We start from the raw sequence: 17,161 nt of genomic DNA on the forward strand, positions 1-17,161 counted from the left end.
GGTAGCCATGCAAATCACCAACAATCGCGGCAAAGCGCGGCCGGAAGGGCTGGCGGAGCGCATTTATCTGCAGCTCAAGGATGATATTTTCGATTTTCAACTGCTGCCGGGCGATCGCTTCAGCGAGAACGAGATAGCGATGCGCATGCAGGTCAGCCGCACGCCGGTGCGTCAGGCGCTGTTCCGGCTGGAGCGCGAAGGCTATGTCGAGGTGTATTTCCGCAGCGGCTGGCAGGTGCGGCCGTTCGATTTCGCCTACTTCGAAGAGCTGTACGACCTGCGCATCGTCCTGGAGCGCGAAGCGGTGGGCAGACTGTGCGCCCGCACCGAGACGCCGCCGGCGTTGACGGCATTGGGCAAATTTTGGACTGATGATCCGCGCCTGGAGGACGGCAAGGCGGTTTCAGTGCACGACGAACGCTTCCATATGGCGCTGGTGGCGGCGGCGGGCAACGGCGAAATGGCGCGCATCCACCGCGATCTGACCGAGAAGATCCGCATCATTCGCCGGCTGGATTTCACCCAGGGCGCACGGGTCGACGCCACCTATAACGAACACGCCGCCATCCTGCGGGCGATCCTGCAGCGCCAAACCGCAGAGGCGCAAACGCTGCTCACTCAACACATCGCCGTCAGCAAGGCCGAAGTACGAAAAATAACCCTGCATATGCTGCACCAGGCGCGATCGCGGCAATCCGACCGCGCGGAGTGAGTTTTCGGCATCCCTTTTTTCACACACATCAGGAGTTTAAATTATGCAACGTCGCCACTTCATAAAAGCTTTTGCGTTGTCCGCCAGCATGCTCGGCATGGGTATGGCCTGGAGCGTGCAGGCCGCCGACACCATCAAGGTCGGCATTCTGAGTTCGCTGTCGGGCACCATGGCCATCTCTGAAACGCCGTTGAAGGACGTGGCGCTGATGACCATCGACGAGATCAACGCCAAAGGCGGGGTATTGGGGAAAAAATTGGAACCGGTGGTGGTGGATCCTGCCTCCAACTGGCCGCTGTTTGCCGAAAAGGCGCGCCAGCTGCTGAGCCAGGACAAGGTGGCGGCGGTGTTCGGCTGCTGGACTTCGGTGTCGCGCAAATCGGTGCTGCCGGTGTTCGAGGAGTTGAACGGGCTGCTGTTTTATCCGGTGCAGTATGAAGGCGAAGAGATGTCGCCGAACGTGTTCTACACCGGCGCGGCGCCGAACCAGCAGGCGATCCCGGCGGTGGAATACCTGCTGAGCGAAGACGGCGGCTCGGCCAAGCGTTTCTTCCTGCTGGGCACCGACTATGTCTACCCGCGCACCACCAACAAGATCCTGCGCGCCTTCCTGCACAGCAAGGGCATACAGGACAAAGACATCGAAGAAGTTTACACCCCGTTTGGCTACGGCGATTACCAAACCATAGTGGCGAATATCAAGAAATTTTCCGCCGGCGGCAAAACCGCGGTGATCTCCACCATCAACGGCGACTCCAACGTGCCGTTCTACAAAGAGCTGGCCAATCAGGGCATCAAGGCTACCGACGTGCCGGTGATCGCCTTCTCGGTGGGCGAGGAGGAGCTGCGCGGCATCGATACCAAACCGCTGGTGGGCAACCTGGCGGCCTGGAACTACTTCGAATCGGTGGACAACCCGACCAACAAGCAGTTCGTCAGCGCATGGAAAGCCTACGCCAAGGCGCACAACCTGCCGAATTACGCCACGGCGGTGACCAACGATCCGATGGAGGCCACCTACGTCGGCATCCATATGTGGGCGCAGGCGGTTGAGAAGGCCGGCACCACCGACGTCGACAAGGTGCGCGCAGCGATGGCCGGGCAAACCTTCGCCGCGCCGTCGGGTTTTACCCTGACCATGGACCAGACCAACCACCATCTGCATAAGCCGGTGATGATCGGTGAAATTGAAGGCAACGGTCAGTTCAACGTGGTGTGGCAGACCGATGCGCCGGTACGCGCCCAGCCGTGGAGCCCGTACATTGCCGGTAACGACAAAAAGCCGGACCACCCGGTAAAAGGCGGCAAGTAAAAGCCGCCATCCCGTGCTAACGCAATGGGCCGGGCTTGCCCGGCCCACGACAGAAGAGGCTGCCGATGCAATTCCCATTTTTCTTTCATTTCCGCCGGTGGCTTTGGCTGCTGTGCTGCCTGCCGCCGCTAGCGCAGGCCGGGCCGGCCGATGACTTCGCGGCGGCCAACCGTACGCAGCAGGCCAAGCTGTTGCAGGCCTGGGCAGCCGCGCCGGATGCTGCGCGGCTGCCGTTGTTGCAGGCGCTGAAGCAGGAAAACGTGGCGATCGACGAAGCCAAACGCGCCTTTGTCCAACAGGGCGGCGGTTATCTGCCGCTGGAGGGCGGCGCGGCGCCGGTCGGCACGCCGAAGAAGCTGTGGTTGAACAACCGTCTGCGCATCCTGATTGCCAATGCGCTGTCGGCACAGCGGCTGGTCAGCGAGGATCCGCAGGTACGGCTGCAGGCCGCCACCGCGCTGCAGCGCGAGGCGCAAAGCGATCAGCAGCCGCTATTGGCCGAGCGGCTGGCGCAGGAGAAAGACGCCGGGGTGCATGCGGCGTTGAGCATCGCGCTGGCGAATCTGCAGCTGGCAGACGCCAGCCCGCAGGTGCGGCTTAACGCGGTGCGGCTGCTGGGGGATTCGGGCGACCCGGAAACCCAGACGCGGCTGCAGGCGCTGGCCGACGCCGCCCACGAACCGGACGCCGCGGTGCGCGCCGAAGCGCAGAACAGCATGAGCCGCGTGCAGCACCGGCTGATGATTGGCGATCTGCTCGGCCAGGCGTTTACCGGCCTGTCGCTCGGTTCGATCCTGCTGCTGGCGGCGCTCGGGCTGGCTATCACCTACGGCCTGCTGGGGGTTATCAATATGGCGCACGGCGAAATGCTGATGCTTGGCGCCTACTCGGCCTATCTGGTGCAGGGGCTGTTCCAGCAGTTTGCCCCACAGTGGCTGGCGCTGTACCCGCTGGCGGCGCTGCCGGTGGCGTTCGCCATCACCGCCTGCATCGGCATGGCGCTGGAGCGCGCGGTGATCCGCCATTTGTACGGCCGGCCGCTGGAAACCCTGCTGGCCACCTGGGGCATCAGCCTGGTGCTGATCCAGCTGGTGCGGGTACTGTTCGGCGCGCAAAACGTCGAGGTCGCCAACCCGGCATGGCTGTCGGGCGGCGTGCAGTTGCTGCCGAATCTGGTGCTGCCGTGGAACCGCATTGCGGTGATCCTGTTCGTGGCGCTGGTATTGGCGCTGACCTGGCTGCTGCTGAACAAAACCCGGCTCGGTATGAACGTGCGGGCGGTAACGCAGAACCGCGCCATGGCCGCCTGCTGCGGCGTACCCACCGGCCGGGTGGACATGCTGGCGTTCGGGCTGGGTTCCGGCATCGCCGGGCTGGGCGGAGTGGCGCTGTCGCAATTGGGCAACGTCGGGCCGGAGCTGGGGCAGGGGTACATCATCGACTCTTTCCTGGTGGTGGTGCTCGGCGGCGTCGGCCAGCTGGCGGGAACGGTGGCGGCGGCCTTCGGCCTCGGCATCCTCAACAAGATCCTCGAACCGCAGATCGGCGCCGTACTGGGCAAGATCCTGATCCTGGCGCTGATCGTTCTGTTCATTCAAAAACGACCTCAGGGGCTGTTCGCCCTTAAGGGCAGGGTAATCGACTGATGAGCCAACCTTTGACCGTAACCGGCGTACAAAAGGCGCCGCGGCTGGCGCTCGCCATTGGCGGGCTGGTACTGCTGGCGCTGTTGATCATGCCGTTTCTGGCGCTGCTGCCGGCGGATCACCCACTGGCGATCTCCACCTACACCCTGACGCTGGTGGGCAAGATCCTGTGCTACGCCATCGTTGCGGTGGCGCTCGATCTGGTGTGGGGTTACGCCGGGCTGCTGTCGCTCGGCCACGGGCTGTTTTTCGCGCTCGGCGGCTACGCCATGGGCATGTATCTGATGCGCCAGGCGGCGGGGGACGGGCTGCCGGCGTTTATGGCGTTTCTCTCCTGGAATGAACTGCCGTGGTTCTGGAGCGGCACCCAGCACTTCGCCTGGGCGCTGTGCCTGATCGTGCTGGTGCCGGGCCTGCTGGCCCTGGTCTTCGGTTACTTCGCCTTCCGCTCCAAAATTAAAGGGGTGTACTTTTCCATCATGACCCAGGCGCTGACCTACGCCGGCATGCTGCTGTTTTTCCGCAATGAGACCGGCTTCGGCGGCAATAACGGTTTCACCGGTTTTACCACGCTGCTCGGTTTTCCGATCACCGCCACCGGCACCCGGGTAGCGCTGTTCCTGGCGACGGTGCTGCTGCTGGCCGCCAGCCTGGCTCTCGGTTTTGCGCTGGCGCGCAGTAAATTCGGCCGGGTGTTGACTGCGGTGCGCGACGCGGAAAACCGCCTGACGTTTTGCGGCTATGACCCGAAGGGCTTCAAGCTGTTTGTCTGGACGCTGTCGGCGGTGCTGTGCGGCCTGGCCGGGGCGCTGTATGTGCCGCAGGTGGGCATCATCAACCCCGGCGAAATGTCGCCGACCAATTCGATCGAGGCCGCCATTTGGGTGGCGCTCGGCGGGCGCGGCACCCTGGTGGGGCCGCTGCTCGGCGCCGGCATCGTCAACGGCGCCAAGAGCTGGTTCACCATGGCCATTCCCGAATACTGGCAGTTCTTCCTCGGCCTGATGTTTATCCTGGTCACGCTGTTGCTGCCGAAAGGGGTGATCGGCTTGCTGCGCAGGAGGAAAACGCCATGAATGGCCAACAGATTACCGACGAGTTGTTTACCCAGCCGCTGCCGGCGGACAAACACCGTCGGCAAACCGATCCGGTGCTGGCGCTGGATAACATCAACGTCAGCTTCGACGGCTTCCGCGCCCTGACCGACCTGTCGCTGCGGATCGGCGTCGGGGAACTGCGCTGCGTGATTGGCCCCAACGGCGCGGGCAAGACCACGCTGATGGACGTGATCACCGGCAAAACCCGGCCGGACAGCGGCAGCGTGTTTTACGATCAGAGCGTCGATCTGACCCGCCTGGAGCCGATGCAGATCGCCCGCGCCGGCATCGGCCGCAAGTTCCAGAAGCCGACGGTATTTGAGGCGCTGACGGTGTTCGAGAATCTGGAGATTGCCCAGAAAACGCAGAAATCGGTCTGGGCCTGCCTGCGGGCCAGGCTGAGCGGCGAGCAGCGCGATCGCATCGACGAGATGTTGCAAACCCTGCGGCTGGGCCGCGAGCGCCACCGGCCCGCCGGGTTGCTGTCGCACGGGCAAAAGCAGTTTCTGGAAATCGGCATGCTGCTGGTGCAGGAGCCGCATCTGCTGCTGCTCGACGAACCGGCGGCCGGCATGACCGACGCCGAAACCGAATACACCGCCGAACTGTTCCGCGCGTTGGCGGGCAAGCATTCGCTGATGGTGGTGGAACATGACATGGGCTTTGTGGAAACCATTGCCGATCGCGTGACGGTGCTGCATCAGGGGCAGGTGCTGGCGGAGGGTTCATTGGCGCAGGTGCAGGCCGATGAGCGGGTGATAGACGTGTATCTGGGGCGCTGAGGAGCAACCGTTATGCTGCAGGTGAGTGAATTAAATCAATATTACGGCGGCAGCCACATCCTGCGCGGCCTGTCGTTCGAAGCGAGGATCGGTGAGGTGACCTGCCTGCTGGGGCGCAACGGCGTGGGCAAGACCACGCTGCTGAAATGCCTGATGGGCCTGATCCCGGCGCGCAGCGGCGGCATCAGCTGGCAGGGGCAGGCGATCAACGGCAAAAAACCGCACCAGCGGGTGCAGGCCGGCATCGCCTATGTGCCGCAGGGGCGGGAGATTTTCCCGCGCCTGACGGTGGAAGAGAACCTGCTGATGGGCCTGGCGCGCTTTTCCGGCGCCGAGGCGCGCGGCGTGCCGGAGCAGATTTATGAACTGTTCCCGGTGTTGCGGCAGATGAAGGAGCGGCGCGGCGGCGATCTCTCCGGCGGCCAGCAGCAGCAGCTGGCGATCGGCCGGGCGCTGGCCTGCCGGCCGCAGCTGCTGATCCTCGACGAGCCGACCGAAGGGATCCAGCCTTCGGTGATCAAGGAGATCGGCGCGGTGATCAAACAGCTGGCGGCGCGCGGCGATATGGCGATCCTGCTGGTGGAACAATTCTATGATTTCGCCGCCGAACTGGCGGACAGCTACCTGGTGATGTCGCGCGGCAGCATCGTGCAGCGCGGCGCCGGCAGCGCCATGGAGCAAGACGGGGTGCGCGGGCTGGTGGCGATTTGACGTTGGGGCAGCTGAAAAAGGGTTGGCTGAGCGGATCTCGGGAATGATGCAGCACTCTGATGATATTCACCTCCCGCCCCTGCTGTCGAAAATAAATCAGGTGATTGGCGACGGGCAATAGCCATAGACCGGGGCCGATTGCATCGAGATTTCTGCCGAGTGGGTGGTGGCTAAGGTTATCGAAAGCCTGATGGCGGTGCAGCTGGGGGCCATGCTGTATACGCTGCCCAGCGCGCTGGCCCTGCTGGTTTTGATGCTGCAACGCGATTCCCGCCGACCTGCGTTGGCCCGGGAGTGCGAACGCATTACAGCGTTTTGCTCATATACCAGATGCCGATGGAGCCTTGCGCACTGGTATAGCAGGTCTCGCCACAGATGCTCAACCCCTGACGCTGGTAAAAGCGTTGCGCGCCGGTGTTGCGTTGCAGCACCTCCAGCCACAGCGTCTTTTGCCGGCGGTCGATGGCCCGCTGCTGTACCTGTTCGAACAGGCGCTGGCCATAGCCGTTGCCGGCATAGCCCGGCAGAAAATAGATTTTCTGCAGCTCTGCGCCGCGGGTTTGCGTGGGCGCCAGCAGGCTGTCGAGGTTGAGCCGCGCATAGCCGATCAGCTGCTCCGCTTTATGACATAGCAGCCAGCAGACGGCGGGATCCTGCAGCGTTTGGGTCACCACCGGCATGGAAAAGTTTTGCGCCAGAAAGGCGTCCAACTCCTCCGGATAGTGCCAAAGTTCGCCAAAGTGCGCCTGATAGGTGCGGATGCCGATGTCGCTCACCAGAGCGGCGTCGGCGAGGGTGGCCTGGCGGACAGTGAACATCTGGACCCCTTTGAGTAAGAAAAATTACAGCCGTTGTTCCAGATGCCGGTGGGGCACCATCACCTGATGCAAAACGGCCAGAACGGTAATGCCGGCTGGGCGGCTGCGGTAGTAGATCCTATGGCTGGCGTAAGGAAAACTGCGTATCTCTTCGCCCAAATCGTGAAAGTGGGCTTTACCCGCTTCCGGCATATCCGCCAGATGATGCATGACATCTCTCAACTGCTCAAGATAGCGACGAGATTGTGCTTTGCCCCAGTGCTCGACGGTGAAATGACGAATAGCCAGCAGATCTTGTTGGGCCTGCGGGATGAGGTGAAACGTGGGCATATCAGTCGGTTTCATCGGTGAGCAGATGGTTGAAGAAGGCATCGCCGTCTACCGCCTTACCCGCGTCTTCCTCGGCGGTGGCCTGCGCGATTTTTTGCTGCAGTGCGCGTAATTTGAGATCTTCCAGCGCCTGGTAGTCTTCTACCGACATGACGACCGCGACCGGTTTGCCGTTGCGATTGATTTGCACCGGTTCACGCTGTGCCTTGAGCAGTAAATCGCCGAATTGGGTTTTGGCCTCGTTCGCGGTGAGTGCGTACATTTAATCGCTCCAGTTAATTAAATCGTTCGATTTAACCATTATACGGTGCGATGAAAAAATCACCAATGTTATTCCGGTGTGCAGGTCTCGTTGGACAGATGCTGCGGCGTTTCGCGCCGAAAGCCCAGGCCGATAATGCGGCCGAACAGGTGCGGCAGCCAGCGGCTGTTGCCGACGCGGGTCATCAGGCCGGAGCCGCCGCCGGTGCGGCGCTTTTTCGGCCGGCGCTGGCTCATTTTAATTTGCAGAAACTGGGTGGCCCTGGTGGGAAATTCGCGCCGGCGCTGCACGCGCAGCAGGTGTTTCAGCTGCAAACGCTGAGCGCGCAGCGGGGGGATAATGGCGTTGGCGGCGGCCACCGCATCCTGGATCGCCAGATTGACGCCGACGCCGCCGATCGGCGACATGGCGTGCGCGGCGTCGCCGATGCACAGCACCCCCGGCTTGGCCCAGCGATCCAACCGATCGATTCTGATGCTCAACAGCTTTATCCGATCCCAGTCGGCGATCTCCTGCAGGCGGTCGTCCTGAAACGGCGCCACTTCGGCGATATGCAGCAGAAACTTCTCCAGCCCATCCCGGCGTATCGACTCGAAGCTGCCTTTGTCTATGGAATAGCCGCACTGCCAGTAGTTGCCGCGATCGATCATGATGAAGTTCTGCTTCGGCCCGGTGTGGCCCATCGACCAGGCCGGATCGCCGGGCAGTTTGCCGAGTTTCATCCACAGCACGTCGCGCGGCGAGCCGAACGACCGGCTGCTGAGCGCCGCCCGCTCCCGCACCACCGAATTGCGCCCGTCGGTGCCGACCACCAGCTGGCTGCGCACCCGTATCGGCCCTTCCGGCGTGTCCGCCAGCACCCCGCACGCCTGGCCGCGGTCGTACAGCAACTGGTGCGCCTGTGCTGATTTGATCAGCGTGAAATTCGGGAAAGCGGCGGCTTTTTCCGCCAGGAAGTTAAGAAACTCCCACTGCGGCATAAAGGCGATAAATTTGCAGCGCGTCGGTAGGCGGGTGAAATCCGCCAGCTTGATGTCGCGCCCGGCAACTTCGGCGTGCAGAGATCCCGCGCGCTGATGCGGCAAGGCCAGCAGTTCATCCAGCAGGCCCAGCTGGTGCATGATTTCCAGCGTTGAGGGGTGAATGGTGTCGCCGCGAAAATCACGCAGGAAGTCGGCGTGTTTTTCCAGCACCGTCACGTTAATGCCGGCACGCGCCAGCAGATAGCCGAGCATCAGCCCGGCGGGGCCGCCGCCGACGATGCAGCAAGCGGTGGCGTAGGGAGTGATGAGCGATGGTGACATGATGGCGGGCCTCGACGGACGATCCCCATGCGGCGGACCGTCATTTGAAATCTTATATTGATAATGATTATCAATATCAGATTGAGCTGTCAACCCGCGGCGCAGTGTGGTCAAAGGGGGTGGCAAGATGGCCGATACGGAAAACCTGCGCGTTGTTCATCTGTTCCCCCGGCGGCTCCCGCCACATATCCAGGCGCGTCAAGCGCCAATCGGCGGGATTGCACGCCACGATGCTGGCCAGAGCGCCGGGCGCCGCCCGCAACTGTCGGCGCAGCCTGAGCAGGTCGCTGTAAGGCGTGATTGCCTGCGTTTGCTGCGTAGCCCAGGCAGCCGCGGACAGATGCGGCCGATCGAAATAGGTCAGCCAGGGCAGCCCGTGCTCGACGCGCGGCCAGCCAAAGGCCCGGCTTAAGCCCTTGAACCCCTCGCCGGCCAGAAAGTCGCTCATGCCGGCGCCGCTGTTCCAAAGATAGAAAGGGGCGTAGCGGTTCTCGGCGCTGCGTTCGCCACGCTGCGCGTACAAATAGGCTTTGACTATCAGCTGTGGGCAAGCGTCCAGCAGATGGCCGAAATCGGCGATGCGCCGGCGGACTATCGCCATATCGTAATCGGCGGGCAGGGTGAAGCTGTATTGCATGCTGAGCATGATGATTCTCCACAGGGGGATTGACCTGCAGAGAGTGACACGCCATCTTTATCAGTAAAATCGGCATTATTTTGACTCAGCGTTCAGAAAATCAGGATGGTCAGCATGGGGCGAATTACCTTTGATCTCGAGGATTTGCGCAGTTACGTCACCGGCATCGAGCTGGGCAGCTTCGCCAAGGCCGCAGAGCGGCTGGGGCGTTCAACCTCGGCGGTGAGCGCGCACCTGAAAAAGCTGGAACAACAGGCAGGGGCGCCCATCCTGCGCAAAGTCGGGCGCGGTATGGTGATGACCGAGGCCGGCGAAACCCTGCTCGGCTACGCCCGGCGCCTGCTGGAGTTGAACGACGAGGCCGCCGCCGCAGTGCGCGGGCTGGATTTGCAGGGGATGGTGCGGCTGGGCCTGCAGGAGGATTTTGGTGAAACCTTTCTGCCGCAGGTGCTGGGCAGCTTTGCCCGCGCCAACCCGAAGGTGCGCATTGAGGCGCGCATCGCCCGCAATGCCGAACTGATTGAATGGGTATTGAAAGGGCAGTTGGACCTGTCGCTGGCCTGGAACGGCGGCCTCAGCACGCCGTTTCATCAGGCGCTGGGGGAGCGGCAGCTGCACTGGATCGCCTCGGCGAATGCCGATCTGACGGCCTGGCAAAACGGCGGTGATCCCTTGCCGCTGGTGATGTTCGACGCCCCCTGCCTGATGCGCAGCGCGGCGATCCAGGCGTTGGATCGCGCGGGCATTCCCTGGCGCATCGCCTTTACCAGCCGCAGCCTGAATGGCGTCTGGGCGGCGGTCAGCGCCGGATTGGGGGTAACGGTGCGCACCGATGCCGGTTTGCCGCCGGGGCTTGTCGCGCTGGCTCCCGGCGTGATGCCGGCGCTGGGCCGGCTCGGCGTGGTGTTGCATCGGGCGGAAGATAGCCCCTCCGCCGCCATCCAGCGCCTGGCGCAGATCGTGATTGAACGGATTGAGAGTTAATCCTGTTCGATCGGTTGTTTGCCGCTCAGCTGGCCCCACTCGCTCCAGGCGCCGTCATAGAGTTTGACCTGCGGCGCCTCAAGCGACAGCAGCCCGAACGCCAGCACCGCCGCCGTGACGCCGGAGCCGCAGCTGGTGATGATTGGGCGCTTGATGTCTACCCCTTTGTCGCTGAAGGTTTGCCGCAGCGCGGCCAGCGATTTGAAACGCCCGTTTTCCAGCAGCTCGCCGTAGGGAATGTTGATGCTGCCGGGAATATGGCCGCGGTGCAGGCCCGGGCGCGGTTCCGGTGCCTCGGCATAGAAGCGCGGCGCGGCGCGGGCGTCCAGAATCTGCACTTCGCCGTTCAGCGCCTGCTCCACCTGGCGCATATTCACTACCGCATCGGCGTTGAAACGGGCGTTGAAGGTTTGCGGCTCGGGCAGCGCCGGGCCGGTTTCCAGCGCCTGGCCTAACGCTGTCCAACCGTTCAGGCCTTCGTCCAGCACGTAAACCTGCTGCGCGCCGAAGTTGCGGAAGGTCCACCAGCCGCGCGGCGCCGAAAACTGATTGCCCTCGTCATAAAACACGATGCGTTGTTTTTCGCTGAGGCCCATCTGGCCGGCCGCCGCGCCGAAGGCCTCCGCCGTCGGCAGCATATGCGGCAGCGCGGTATTTTTGTCCGCCACGTCATCGATGTCGAAGTACACCGCGCCCGGAATATGGCCGCGTTCGAATTCCGCGAGCATGTCTTTTTTCGGCGTCAGGCCGACCGGGGACATCCTGACGTCGACCACCGCCAGATCTTCATCGTTGATATGTTGTGCAAGCCATTGGGGAGTAACCAGAAAAGGAGAGTTCATCGTCATGATCGCCTGTGGTGAAAACGGATTTTCACTATACACCAGGGGGCGAGGCGATGGGGTATGATGAATGACATGGGTGGCGGACAATCTTGAGGTAGCATGGATAACGCAAGCTTCGGCGGGGCGAAAATCGCGCTGCTGTGCGACGACCTATTGCTGGTTTATCAACGCGACGACAGGCCCGACATTCCCTGGCCTGGGCTTTGGGATCTGCCCGGCGGCGGGCGCGAGAACGGCGAAACGCCGTTGCAGTGCGTGCAGCGCGAAACGCGGGAGGAGTTCGGCCTGTCCATCGGCGCGCAGCAGGTCGGCTGGCAGAGGCGCTATGACGGCCTTTTTCCCGGCTATCCGCCGACCTGGTTTATGGTCGGCGAGATTACGCCGGGCCAGATCGCCGCCATTCGCTTTGGCGATGAAGGGCAGGATTGGCGAATGATGCCAATAACGGCGTTTATTCATCATCCGCAGGGCATTGAGCATCTGCGGCGGCGGCTGGCCGAATACCTGATCCAGCGGGATTAACGGCGCTCCTCATGCGCCAGCCGGTTGATTTGCGCCGGTTCGACGATCCGCAGGTCCGTCGCGCGGCGCGCCACCGCCAGCATCGCCAGCCCGACGCGCTCGGTGGTGGTGACCTGATTGGGGAATAGCCGCAACGCCCCGAGCCACAGCGGTTTGAACAGCCGATACAGCAGATCGTAGGCGCGGGTTTTGGAGCGAATGCCGTGCAGCGGCAAAATCGCCCCGGGGCGGAACATCACCGCGTGGAACGGCAGCGCCAGCAGGGCATTTTCGGTCGCGCCCTTGACTCTGGCCCACATGCTGCGCCCGCGTTCGCTGCTGTCGGTGCCGACGCCGGAAACGTAGATGAAGGTCATCGTCGGGTTCAGCCGCGCCAGCGGCCGGGCGGCGGCCAGCGTCAGATCAAAGGTGACCGCACGATAATCGGCTTCGCTCATGCCGACAGAAGAGATCCCCAGGCAGAAAAAGCAGGCGTCATAGCCGCCAAGCTGCGGCTCCAGCGCCGACAGCGCGCCAAGATCCGGCGGCGTTAGCTGGCGGAGTTTGGGGTGGCTCTGCGTCAGCGTACTGCGGCCAATGCTCAGCACCTCGCTGACCTGCGGATCGCGCAGGCATTCGCGCAGCACGCCCTGGCCGACCATGCCGCTGGCGCCGAATAATATCACTTTCATATTCTGTTCTCCTGTTTGCCCGCCGCGCGCTGAGTGCGCCAGCGGTTCGGCGTCTGCGATTCCCATTGCATAAAGGCGCGGCTGAACGAGTTCATTTCTTCAAACCCCAGCACAAAGGCGATTTCGCCCGGTTCCAGATCGGTATCCGCCAGCAGTTGGCAGGCGGTGCGATGGCGAGTCTTGTCCAGCAACTGCTGATAGCTGTAGCCGTGCTGCTGCAGACGGCGCTGCAGGGTGCGCGGGCTGATGTAGAGCTCGGCCGCCACGCTGTTAACGCTCGGGCGCTGGCCGCGCATGGTGCGGCCGAGGATCGCCATCACCTGGTCCGGCAAATCCTTGCTTTGCAGCGATTTGGCCAGCTCGGCCTCCAGCCCCGGCAGCAGCACCGCCAGCATGTCCTGATTGTAGGTGATGAACGGCTGCTGCATCAGCGCGCGGTCGAATACCAGCACGTCCAGCGGCGCATTGAAATGCACCGGGCAGCCGAAGTGGCGCGGCAGCGGCGAGGCGGGATCCGCTCGCCGGGTCAGTTCGATCGCCTGCGGCCGTATCGCCCGGCCTGCGCCGCGGCTGCACAGGGTAATGATGGAGGCGAACATGGCGTCGATCAGCAACTCCGGCGCATGGCCTTCGGCCATGGTCCAGCGGGTATGCAGCCGCACGCTGTCGCCGTCTTCCACCAGCATCAGCTCTTCCGGGCACAGCAGCCGTTTGTAGCGGGCGACCTTCTGCAGCGCCTCGCCGAGGGTGGCGGAATGCAGTGCGGCGACCGAGGCGATGTCGTAATGCTCCGGCGAGACGTCGCCGCCCAGACGCAGGCCAAAGGCGGCGTCATCGGTTAACCGGGCGAGGGCGCGCCAGATATCGAAAAACTGCCGGGTAGACAGCTTGATCTTCTCGCGCCGCTCGCTGAACAGCCCGGCAGGCAGGCCGGCCAGTTGGCCAACCCGTTCGATATCCACGCCCAGCAACGTCAGGCGCGCCGACAGGGCGCTGGACAGGGAAATCTGGTCGCTGCTCATTGTTGCTCCTTATGATTTGCCGGTAACCAATGCCGCCATAGCGGCATGATCCGGTTGGCTGTCGTCGCGATCGGTGCTCAGGCTGAGCGCCCGAAACGCGGCGTCTTCCGCTGCGCGTTCGGCCAGGACCTGCCCGGCCAGGTGTACCGCATCGCTGCCCAGCAGCAGGCGCAACGGGGGTTTTTCCAGTGCGGCCAGCTGCAGGATCGCCTGTGCGGCCTTGGCCGGGTCGCCGGGCTGGTGGCCGTTATGCTGCTGCAAATAGTCGAGCATCGGGCCCAGCGTCGGCTGATAGGCGGCGCCGATTGGCGCGATGGTCATCGATGAGCCGGCCCAGTCGGTGCGAAAACCGCCGGGCTCCACCATGGTCAGCTTCACGCCGAATGGCGCTATCTCTTTCGCCAGCGATTCGGAGAAGCCTTCGACGGCCCACTTGGCGGTATGATAGGCGCTGAGGCCCGGCACGCCAAGGCGGGCGCCGATGGTGGAGATCTGAATGATGTGGCCGCCGCCCTGCCGGCGCAGCAGCGGCAAGGCGGCGCGGGTGACGTTGAACACGCCGTAAAAATTGGTGTCGATCTGCGCGCGGAAGTCGGCCTCATCGGCTTCCTCCACCGGGGCAATGTTGCCGTAGCCGGCGTTGTTGACCAATACGTCGAGCCGGCCGAAGCGTTCAACCGCGGTTTGCACCGCGCGTTGCGCCGCCGCCGCGTCGGTGACGTCCAGTGCGACCGTGACGACCCGGTCGCCGTAGCGATCCGCCAGCGCTTGCAATTGCTGCGGCTGGCGCGCGGTGGCGACCAGGCGATGCCCGGCGGCCAGCACCGCCTGCGCCAATTGCTGGCCGAGGCCGCGTGAACTGCCGGTAATTAACCATACCTGAGACTGTGACATGACAACCTTCCTTACCTGCTCGTTGGATGAGGCTTTACTCTAGAAGGTTAGGCGGCGCACCGATAATCCGATCGCGCCAACAGTTAATCCGATCGCGCCAATGTATCGGCAGCCATCAGTTGCTGCACTGTGTCGCCGACCCGCTGTACCGCCCGTTCTATCTCTGCGGTCAATTTGGCCGCGTAGTTGATGCGCAGGCAGTTGCGGTATTTGCCGGAGGCGGAAAAGATGCTGCCGACGGCGATCTGCACGCCTTGTTGCTCGAGATAGCGATTCAGCCGCAGGGTATCGAACTCTTCATGCAGTTCAATCCACAGCATAAAGCCGCCGCGCGGCTGGCTGACGCGGGTGCCGGCCGGGAAATATTTCATGATCCAATCGGTCATCCGATCGCGATTTTGCTGGTAACGGGCGCGCATGCGCCGCAGGTGCTGCAGGTAATGGCCGTGGCGGATAAACTCGGCGATCGCCAGCTGCGGCTGGGTTGCGGTTGAGCCGGTGCCGATATATTTCATGTGCAGCACGCGCTCGAGATAGCGGCCGGGAGCTATCCAGCCCACGCGCAGGCCGGGCGCCAGCGTTTTGGAAAACGAACTGCACAGCAGCACGCGGCCGTCGTCGTCAAACGCCTTGATGGTGCGCGGGCGCGGGTAGCGGTAGGCGATATCGCCGTACACGTCGTCTTCGATAATCGCCGCGTCATGGCGCTGCGCCAGCATCAGCAGGCGTTTTTTATGCGCGTCCGGCATGATGTAACCCAGCGGGTTATTGCAGTTGGGCGTCAACAAAATGGCTTTGATTGGCCACTGTTCCAGCGCCATTTCCAGCGCCTCCAGGCTGACGCCGGTCAGCGGATCGGTGGGAATTTCCAGCGCCTTCATGCCCAGCCCTTTCAGCGTCTGCATGGTGCCGTGAAAGCAGGGGGAATCCACCGCGACGATATCCCCCGGCCGGCAAACCGCCCGCAGCCCGGCGGACAAGGCTTCGTGGCAGCCGGTGGTGACCACCAGCTGGCCGGCGCCTATCCGGCAGCCGGAGTCCAGCAGCAGGCGGGCTATCTGTTCACGCAGCTCCGTGACGCCCTGAATGCTGTCATACAGCAGGCTGCGCAGATCGCCGTGGCGGCCGATATTGCCCAGCGCTTTCAGCAGCGGTTTCAGCGTTGGCTCGTGGATATCCGGCATGCCGCGCCCGAGCTGTATCAGGTCCGCGCGCGGCTTATTGCGGATCAGTTCCAGCACCTGTTCCCACTGCGAAATGTCCACCGGGCGCTGCACCGGCGCGGTGACGGCGGGCAGCGCGGCCTGCGGCCGCCGCGAACGCACGAAGTAGCCTGACTTGGGGCGCGCTTCCACCAGGTGGCTTTCTTCCAGCAGCCGATAGGCCTGCTGCACCGTGCTGATGCTGACGCCGTGCTCCTGGCTCAGGGTGCGCACCGAAGGCAGCCGCTCCCCGGCCGGGTAAAGCCCCTGTTCGATGCGTTGGCCGAGAATGGCGGCCAGTCTGGCGTAACGAGTCATACAGATGCCCAAAGTCAGAGTGAATGGGAAAAAATCGGTACAGATGCAGATAAATTAGACCATTCAGATAGGTGGAGACAGCTTTTGTATGGAAAAAATATCGTCTGCGTGAATCTGTATTGTTTTTCCCTCGCGCCGCATCATGGTTTTTACAGCCAAACCTGAGGAGAGCATGATGAGCGTTTTGTCCCTTGTTAAAGCCCCGGCGGCGCGGCGGCGGCTGTTGTCCCGCTGGCGGCTGTACCTGCTGCGCCACCGCACGCGCAAGGCGCTGTTGCAGCTGGACGAGGCCCGGCTGACGGATATTGGCCTGACGCGCGCGCAAGCGGTGCGCGAAGGCTGTAAACCCTTCTGGAAGGAGTAAGGAGAACGCATGCTGAAGCTATTGGGCAAGGCCTCGTCAATAAACGTGCGCAAGGTGTTGTGGACCGGCCATGAGTTGGGGCTGCCGCTGCAGCGGGAAGACTGGGGCAGCGGTTTCCGCTCCACGCAGCAGCCGGAGTTTCTGGCGCTGAATCCCAACGGGCTGGTGCCGGTGCTGATCGACGGCGAACGGGTGCTGTGGGAGTCCAACACCATCTGCCGTTATCTGGCCGGGCGGGAAGGGCGCCATGACCTGTTGCCGCAGGCGCCCGGTGCGCGCGCGGCGGTAGAGATGTGGATGGACTGGCAGGCTACCGATCTGAACAATGCCTGGCGTTACGTGTTTATGTCGCGGGTGCGTCAGGATGCGGCGTATCAGGATGCCGCTCGCCTGGCGGCGGCGGAGCGGGAGTGGAACCGGCTGATGGGGCTGCTGGAACACCAGCTGGCGGGCGGCGGCCCCTATGTCGCCGGCGAGGCTTTTACCCTGGCCGACGTGGTGCTGGGGCTGTCGCTGAACCGCTGGCTGATGACGCCGTTTACCCGCCCGGATTACCCGGCGTTGGGCGGCTATCTGCAGCGTTTGCAGCAGCGGCCCGGTTTTAGGTTGCATGGCGCCAATGGTTTGCCCTGATTCGAAATAAAACGTTCATTTTATCTTGACCGGCCGCATGCGCATGCGGCCGGTTTTTTGTTGCAGCCTGCTCTGCACAGTTTCATGAACGTCAT

Annotated in this window: 20 protein-coding genes and 1 pseudogene; 10 read left to right on the plus strand and 11 right to left on the minus strand. The window is 63.1% G+C overall.

Annotated features, from left to right (window positions below):
- The first annotated feature begins 7 nt into the window (after positions 1-7).
- The 6 genes from KHA73_RS07285 (at position 8) to urtE (ending at position 6,260) form a co-directional block, all read left to right on the plus strand.
- Positions 8-712, plus strand: a complete 705-nt coding sequence (locus KHA73_RS07285) for a GntR family transcriptional regulator (RefSeq protein WP_234589976.1) — start codon at positions 8-10, stop codon at positions 710-712.
- Between the two features lie 43 nt (positions 713-755).
- Positions 756-2,024, plus strand: coding sequence for an urea ABC transporter substrate-binding protein (gene urtA / locus KHA73_RS07290; protein ID WP_234589978.1), 1,269 nt, complete (start codon positions 756-758; stop codon positions 2,022-2,024).
- 65 nt (positions 2,025-2,089) lie between these two features.
- Positions 2,090-3,670 carry an urea ABC transporter permease subunit UrtB gene (gene urtB / locus KHA73_RS07295; protein WP_234589980.1) on the plus strand — a complete coding sequence of 527 codons (1,581 nt, stop codon included), beginning with the start codon at positions 2,090-2,092 and terminating at the stop codon, positions 3,668-3,670.
- Entirely contained in the window at positions 3,670-4,746 is a 1,077-nt protein-coding gene (urtC, locus tag KHA73_RS07300; protein WP_234589982.1) for an urea ABC transporter permease subunit UrtC, read from the plus strand. The genes urtB and urtC overlap by 1 nt, the downstream gene beginning before the upstream one ends.
- Positions 4,743-5,549: an urea ABC transporter ATP-binding protein UrtD gene (urtD, locus tag KHA73_RS07305; protein ID WP_234589983.1), complete on the plus strand. Its 807-nt coding sequence runs from the start codon at positions 4,743-4,745 to the stop codon at positions 5,547-5,549. Before urtC ends, urtD begins: the two co-directional genes overlap by 4 nt.
- A 12-nt stretch (positions 5,550-5,561) precedes the next feature.
- Complete coding sequence (gene urtE / locus KHA73_RS07310) at positions 5,562-6,260, plus strand: urea ABC transporter ATP-binding subunit UrtE (RefSeq protein ID WP_234589984.1); 699 nt, start codon at positions 5,562-5,564, stop codon at positions 6,258-6,260.
- 91 nt (positions 6,261-6,351) lie between these two features.
- Here urtE and KHA73_RS07315 read toward each other — a convergent pair.
- From KHA73_RS07315 to KHA73_RS07340, 6 genes and pseudogenes are all read right to left on the minus strand, one after another.
- Positions 6,352-6,522, minus strand: a pseudogene (locus KHA73_RS07315) (hypothetical protein); the annotation flags it as partial.
- A 43-nt stretch (positions 6,523-6,565) separates the two neighbouring features.
- The gene (locus KHA73_RS07320) at positions 6,566-7,078 is read right to left on the minus strand and encodes a GNAT family N-acetyltransferase (protein WP_234589985.1); all 513 of its coding nucleotides are present in this window, start codon (positions 7,076-7,078) and stop codon (positions 6,566-6,568) included.
- A 24-nt stretch (positions 7,079-7,102) separates the two neighbouring features.
- Positions 7,103-7,408, minus strand: coding sequence for a type II toxin-antitoxin system RelE/ParE family toxin (locus KHA73_RS07325; RefSeq protein WP_234589986.1), 306 nt, complete (start codon positions 7,406-7,408; stop codon positions 7,103-7,105).
- A 1-nt stretch (position 7,409) separates the two neighbouring features.
- A complete protein-coding gene (locus KHA73_RS07330; protein WP_061797675.1) occupies positions 7,410-7,670 on the minus strand; it encodes a type II toxin-antitoxin system Phd/YefM family antitoxin in 261 nt (86 codons plus the stop codon).
- A gap of 68 nt (positions 7,671-7,738) precedes the next feature.
- On the minus strand, positions 7,739-8,974 hold the full coding sequence (locus KHA73_RS07335) for an FAD-dependent oxidoreductase (protein WP_234589987.1): 1,236 nt from the start codon (positions 8,972-8,974) through the stop codon (positions 7,739-7,741).
- A 76-nt stretch (positions 8,975-9,050) separates the two neighbouring features.
- Positions 9,051-9,620 carry a DUF4865 family protein gene (locus KHA73_RS07340; protein ID WP_234589988.1) on the minus strand — a complete coding sequence of 190 codons (570 nt, stop codon included), beginning with the start codon at positions 9,618-9,620 and terminating at the stop codon, positions 9,051-9,053.
- Between the two features lie 105 nt (positions 9,621-9,725).
- Here KHA73_RS07340 and KHA73_RS07345 point away from each other — a divergent pair, with 105 nt between their 5' ends.
- Positions 9,726-10,595 carry a LysR substrate-binding domain-containing protein gene (locus KHA73_RS07345; RefSeq protein ID WP_234589989.1) on the plus strand — a complete coding sequence of 290 codons (870 nt, stop codon included), beginning with the start codon at positions 9,726-9,728 and terminating at the stop codon, positions 10,593-10,595.
- Here KHA73_RS07345 and sseA read toward each other — a convergent pair.
- Positions 10,592-11,437 (minus strand): 3-mercaptopyruvate sulfurtransferase, encoded by an 846-nt coding sequence (gene sseA / locus KHA73_RS07350; RefSeq protein ID WP_234589990.1) that lies wholly within the window; start codon positions 11,435-11,437, stop codon positions 10,592-10,594. The two genes, KHA73_RS07345 and sseA, sit on opposite strands and share 4 nt — an antisense overlap.
- A 102-nt stretch (positions 11,438-11,539) precedes the next feature.
- On the opposite strand from sseA, the gene KHA73_RS07355 reads away from it, so the two are divergent.
- Positions 11,540-11,962 carry an NUDIX hydrolase gene (locus tag KHA73_RS07355; RefSeq protein ID WP_234589991.1) on the plus strand — a complete coding sequence of 141 codons (423 nt, stop codon included), beginning with the start codon at positions 11,540-11,542 and terminating at the stop codon, positions 11,960-11,962.
- Here the strand turns inward: KHA73_RS07355 and KHA73_RS07360 are convergent.
- The 4 genes from KHA73_RS07360 to KHA73_RS07375 form a co-directional block, all read right to left on the minus strand.
- Complete coding sequence (locus KHA73_RS07360) at positions 11,959-12,633, minus strand: Rossmann-fold NAD(P)-binding domain-containing protein (protein WP_234589992.1); 675 nt, start codon at positions 12,631-12,633, stop codon at positions 11,959-11,961. The genes KHA73_RS07355 and KHA73_RS07360 overlap by 4 nt on opposite strands.
- Positions 12,630-13,655, minus strand: coding sequence for an AraC family transcriptional regulator (locus KHA73_RS07365; RefSeq protein WP_234589993.1), 1,026 nt, complete (start codon positions 13,653-13,655; stop codon positions 12,630-12,632). The genes KHA73_RS07360 and KHA73_RS07365 overlap by 4 nt, the downstream gene beginning before the upstream one ends.
- A 9-nt stretch (positions 13,656-13,664) precedes the next feature.
- Positions 13,665-14,549 carry an oxidoreductase gene (locus KHA73_RS07370; RefSeq protein WP_234589995.1) on the minus strand — a complete coding sequence of 295 codons (885 nt, stop codon included), beginning with the start codon at positions 14,547-14,549 and terminating at the stop codon, positions 13,665-13,667.
- Between the two features lie 83 nt (positions 14,550-14,632).
- A complete protein-coding gene (locus KHA73_RS07375) occupies positions 14,633-16,069 on the minus strand; it encodes an aminotransferase-like domain-containing protein (protein WP_234589996.1) in 1,437 nt (478 codons plus the stop codon).
- 175 nt (positions 16,070-16,244) lie between these two features.
- Here KHA73_RS07375 and KHA73_RS07380 point away from each other — a divergent pair, with 175 nt between their 5' ends.
- Both KHA73_RS07380 and KHA73_RS07385 read left to right on the plus strand, forming a co-directional pair.
- Positions 16,245-16,433 (plus strand): DUF1127 domain-containing protein, encoded by a 189-nt coding sequence (locus KHA73_RS07380; RefSeq protein ID WP_234589998.1) that lies wholly within the window; start codon positions 16,245-16,247, stop codon positions 16,431-16,433.
- 9 nt (positions 16,434-16,442) lie between these two features.
- Positions 16,443-17,066, plus strand: a complete 624-nt coding sequence (locus KHA73_RS07385; protein ID WP_234590000.1) for a glutathione S-transferase family protein — start codon at positions 16,443-16,445, stop codon at positions 17,064-17,066.
- The last annotated feature ends 95 nt before the right edge of the window (positions 17,067-17,161 follow it).

This window comes from Serratia entomophila (assembly GCF_021462285.1).
In the GTDB taxonomy this organism is placed as follows: domain Bacteria; phylum Pseudomonadota; class Gammaproteobacteria; order Enterobacterales; family Enterobacteriaceae; genus Serratia; species Serratia entomophila.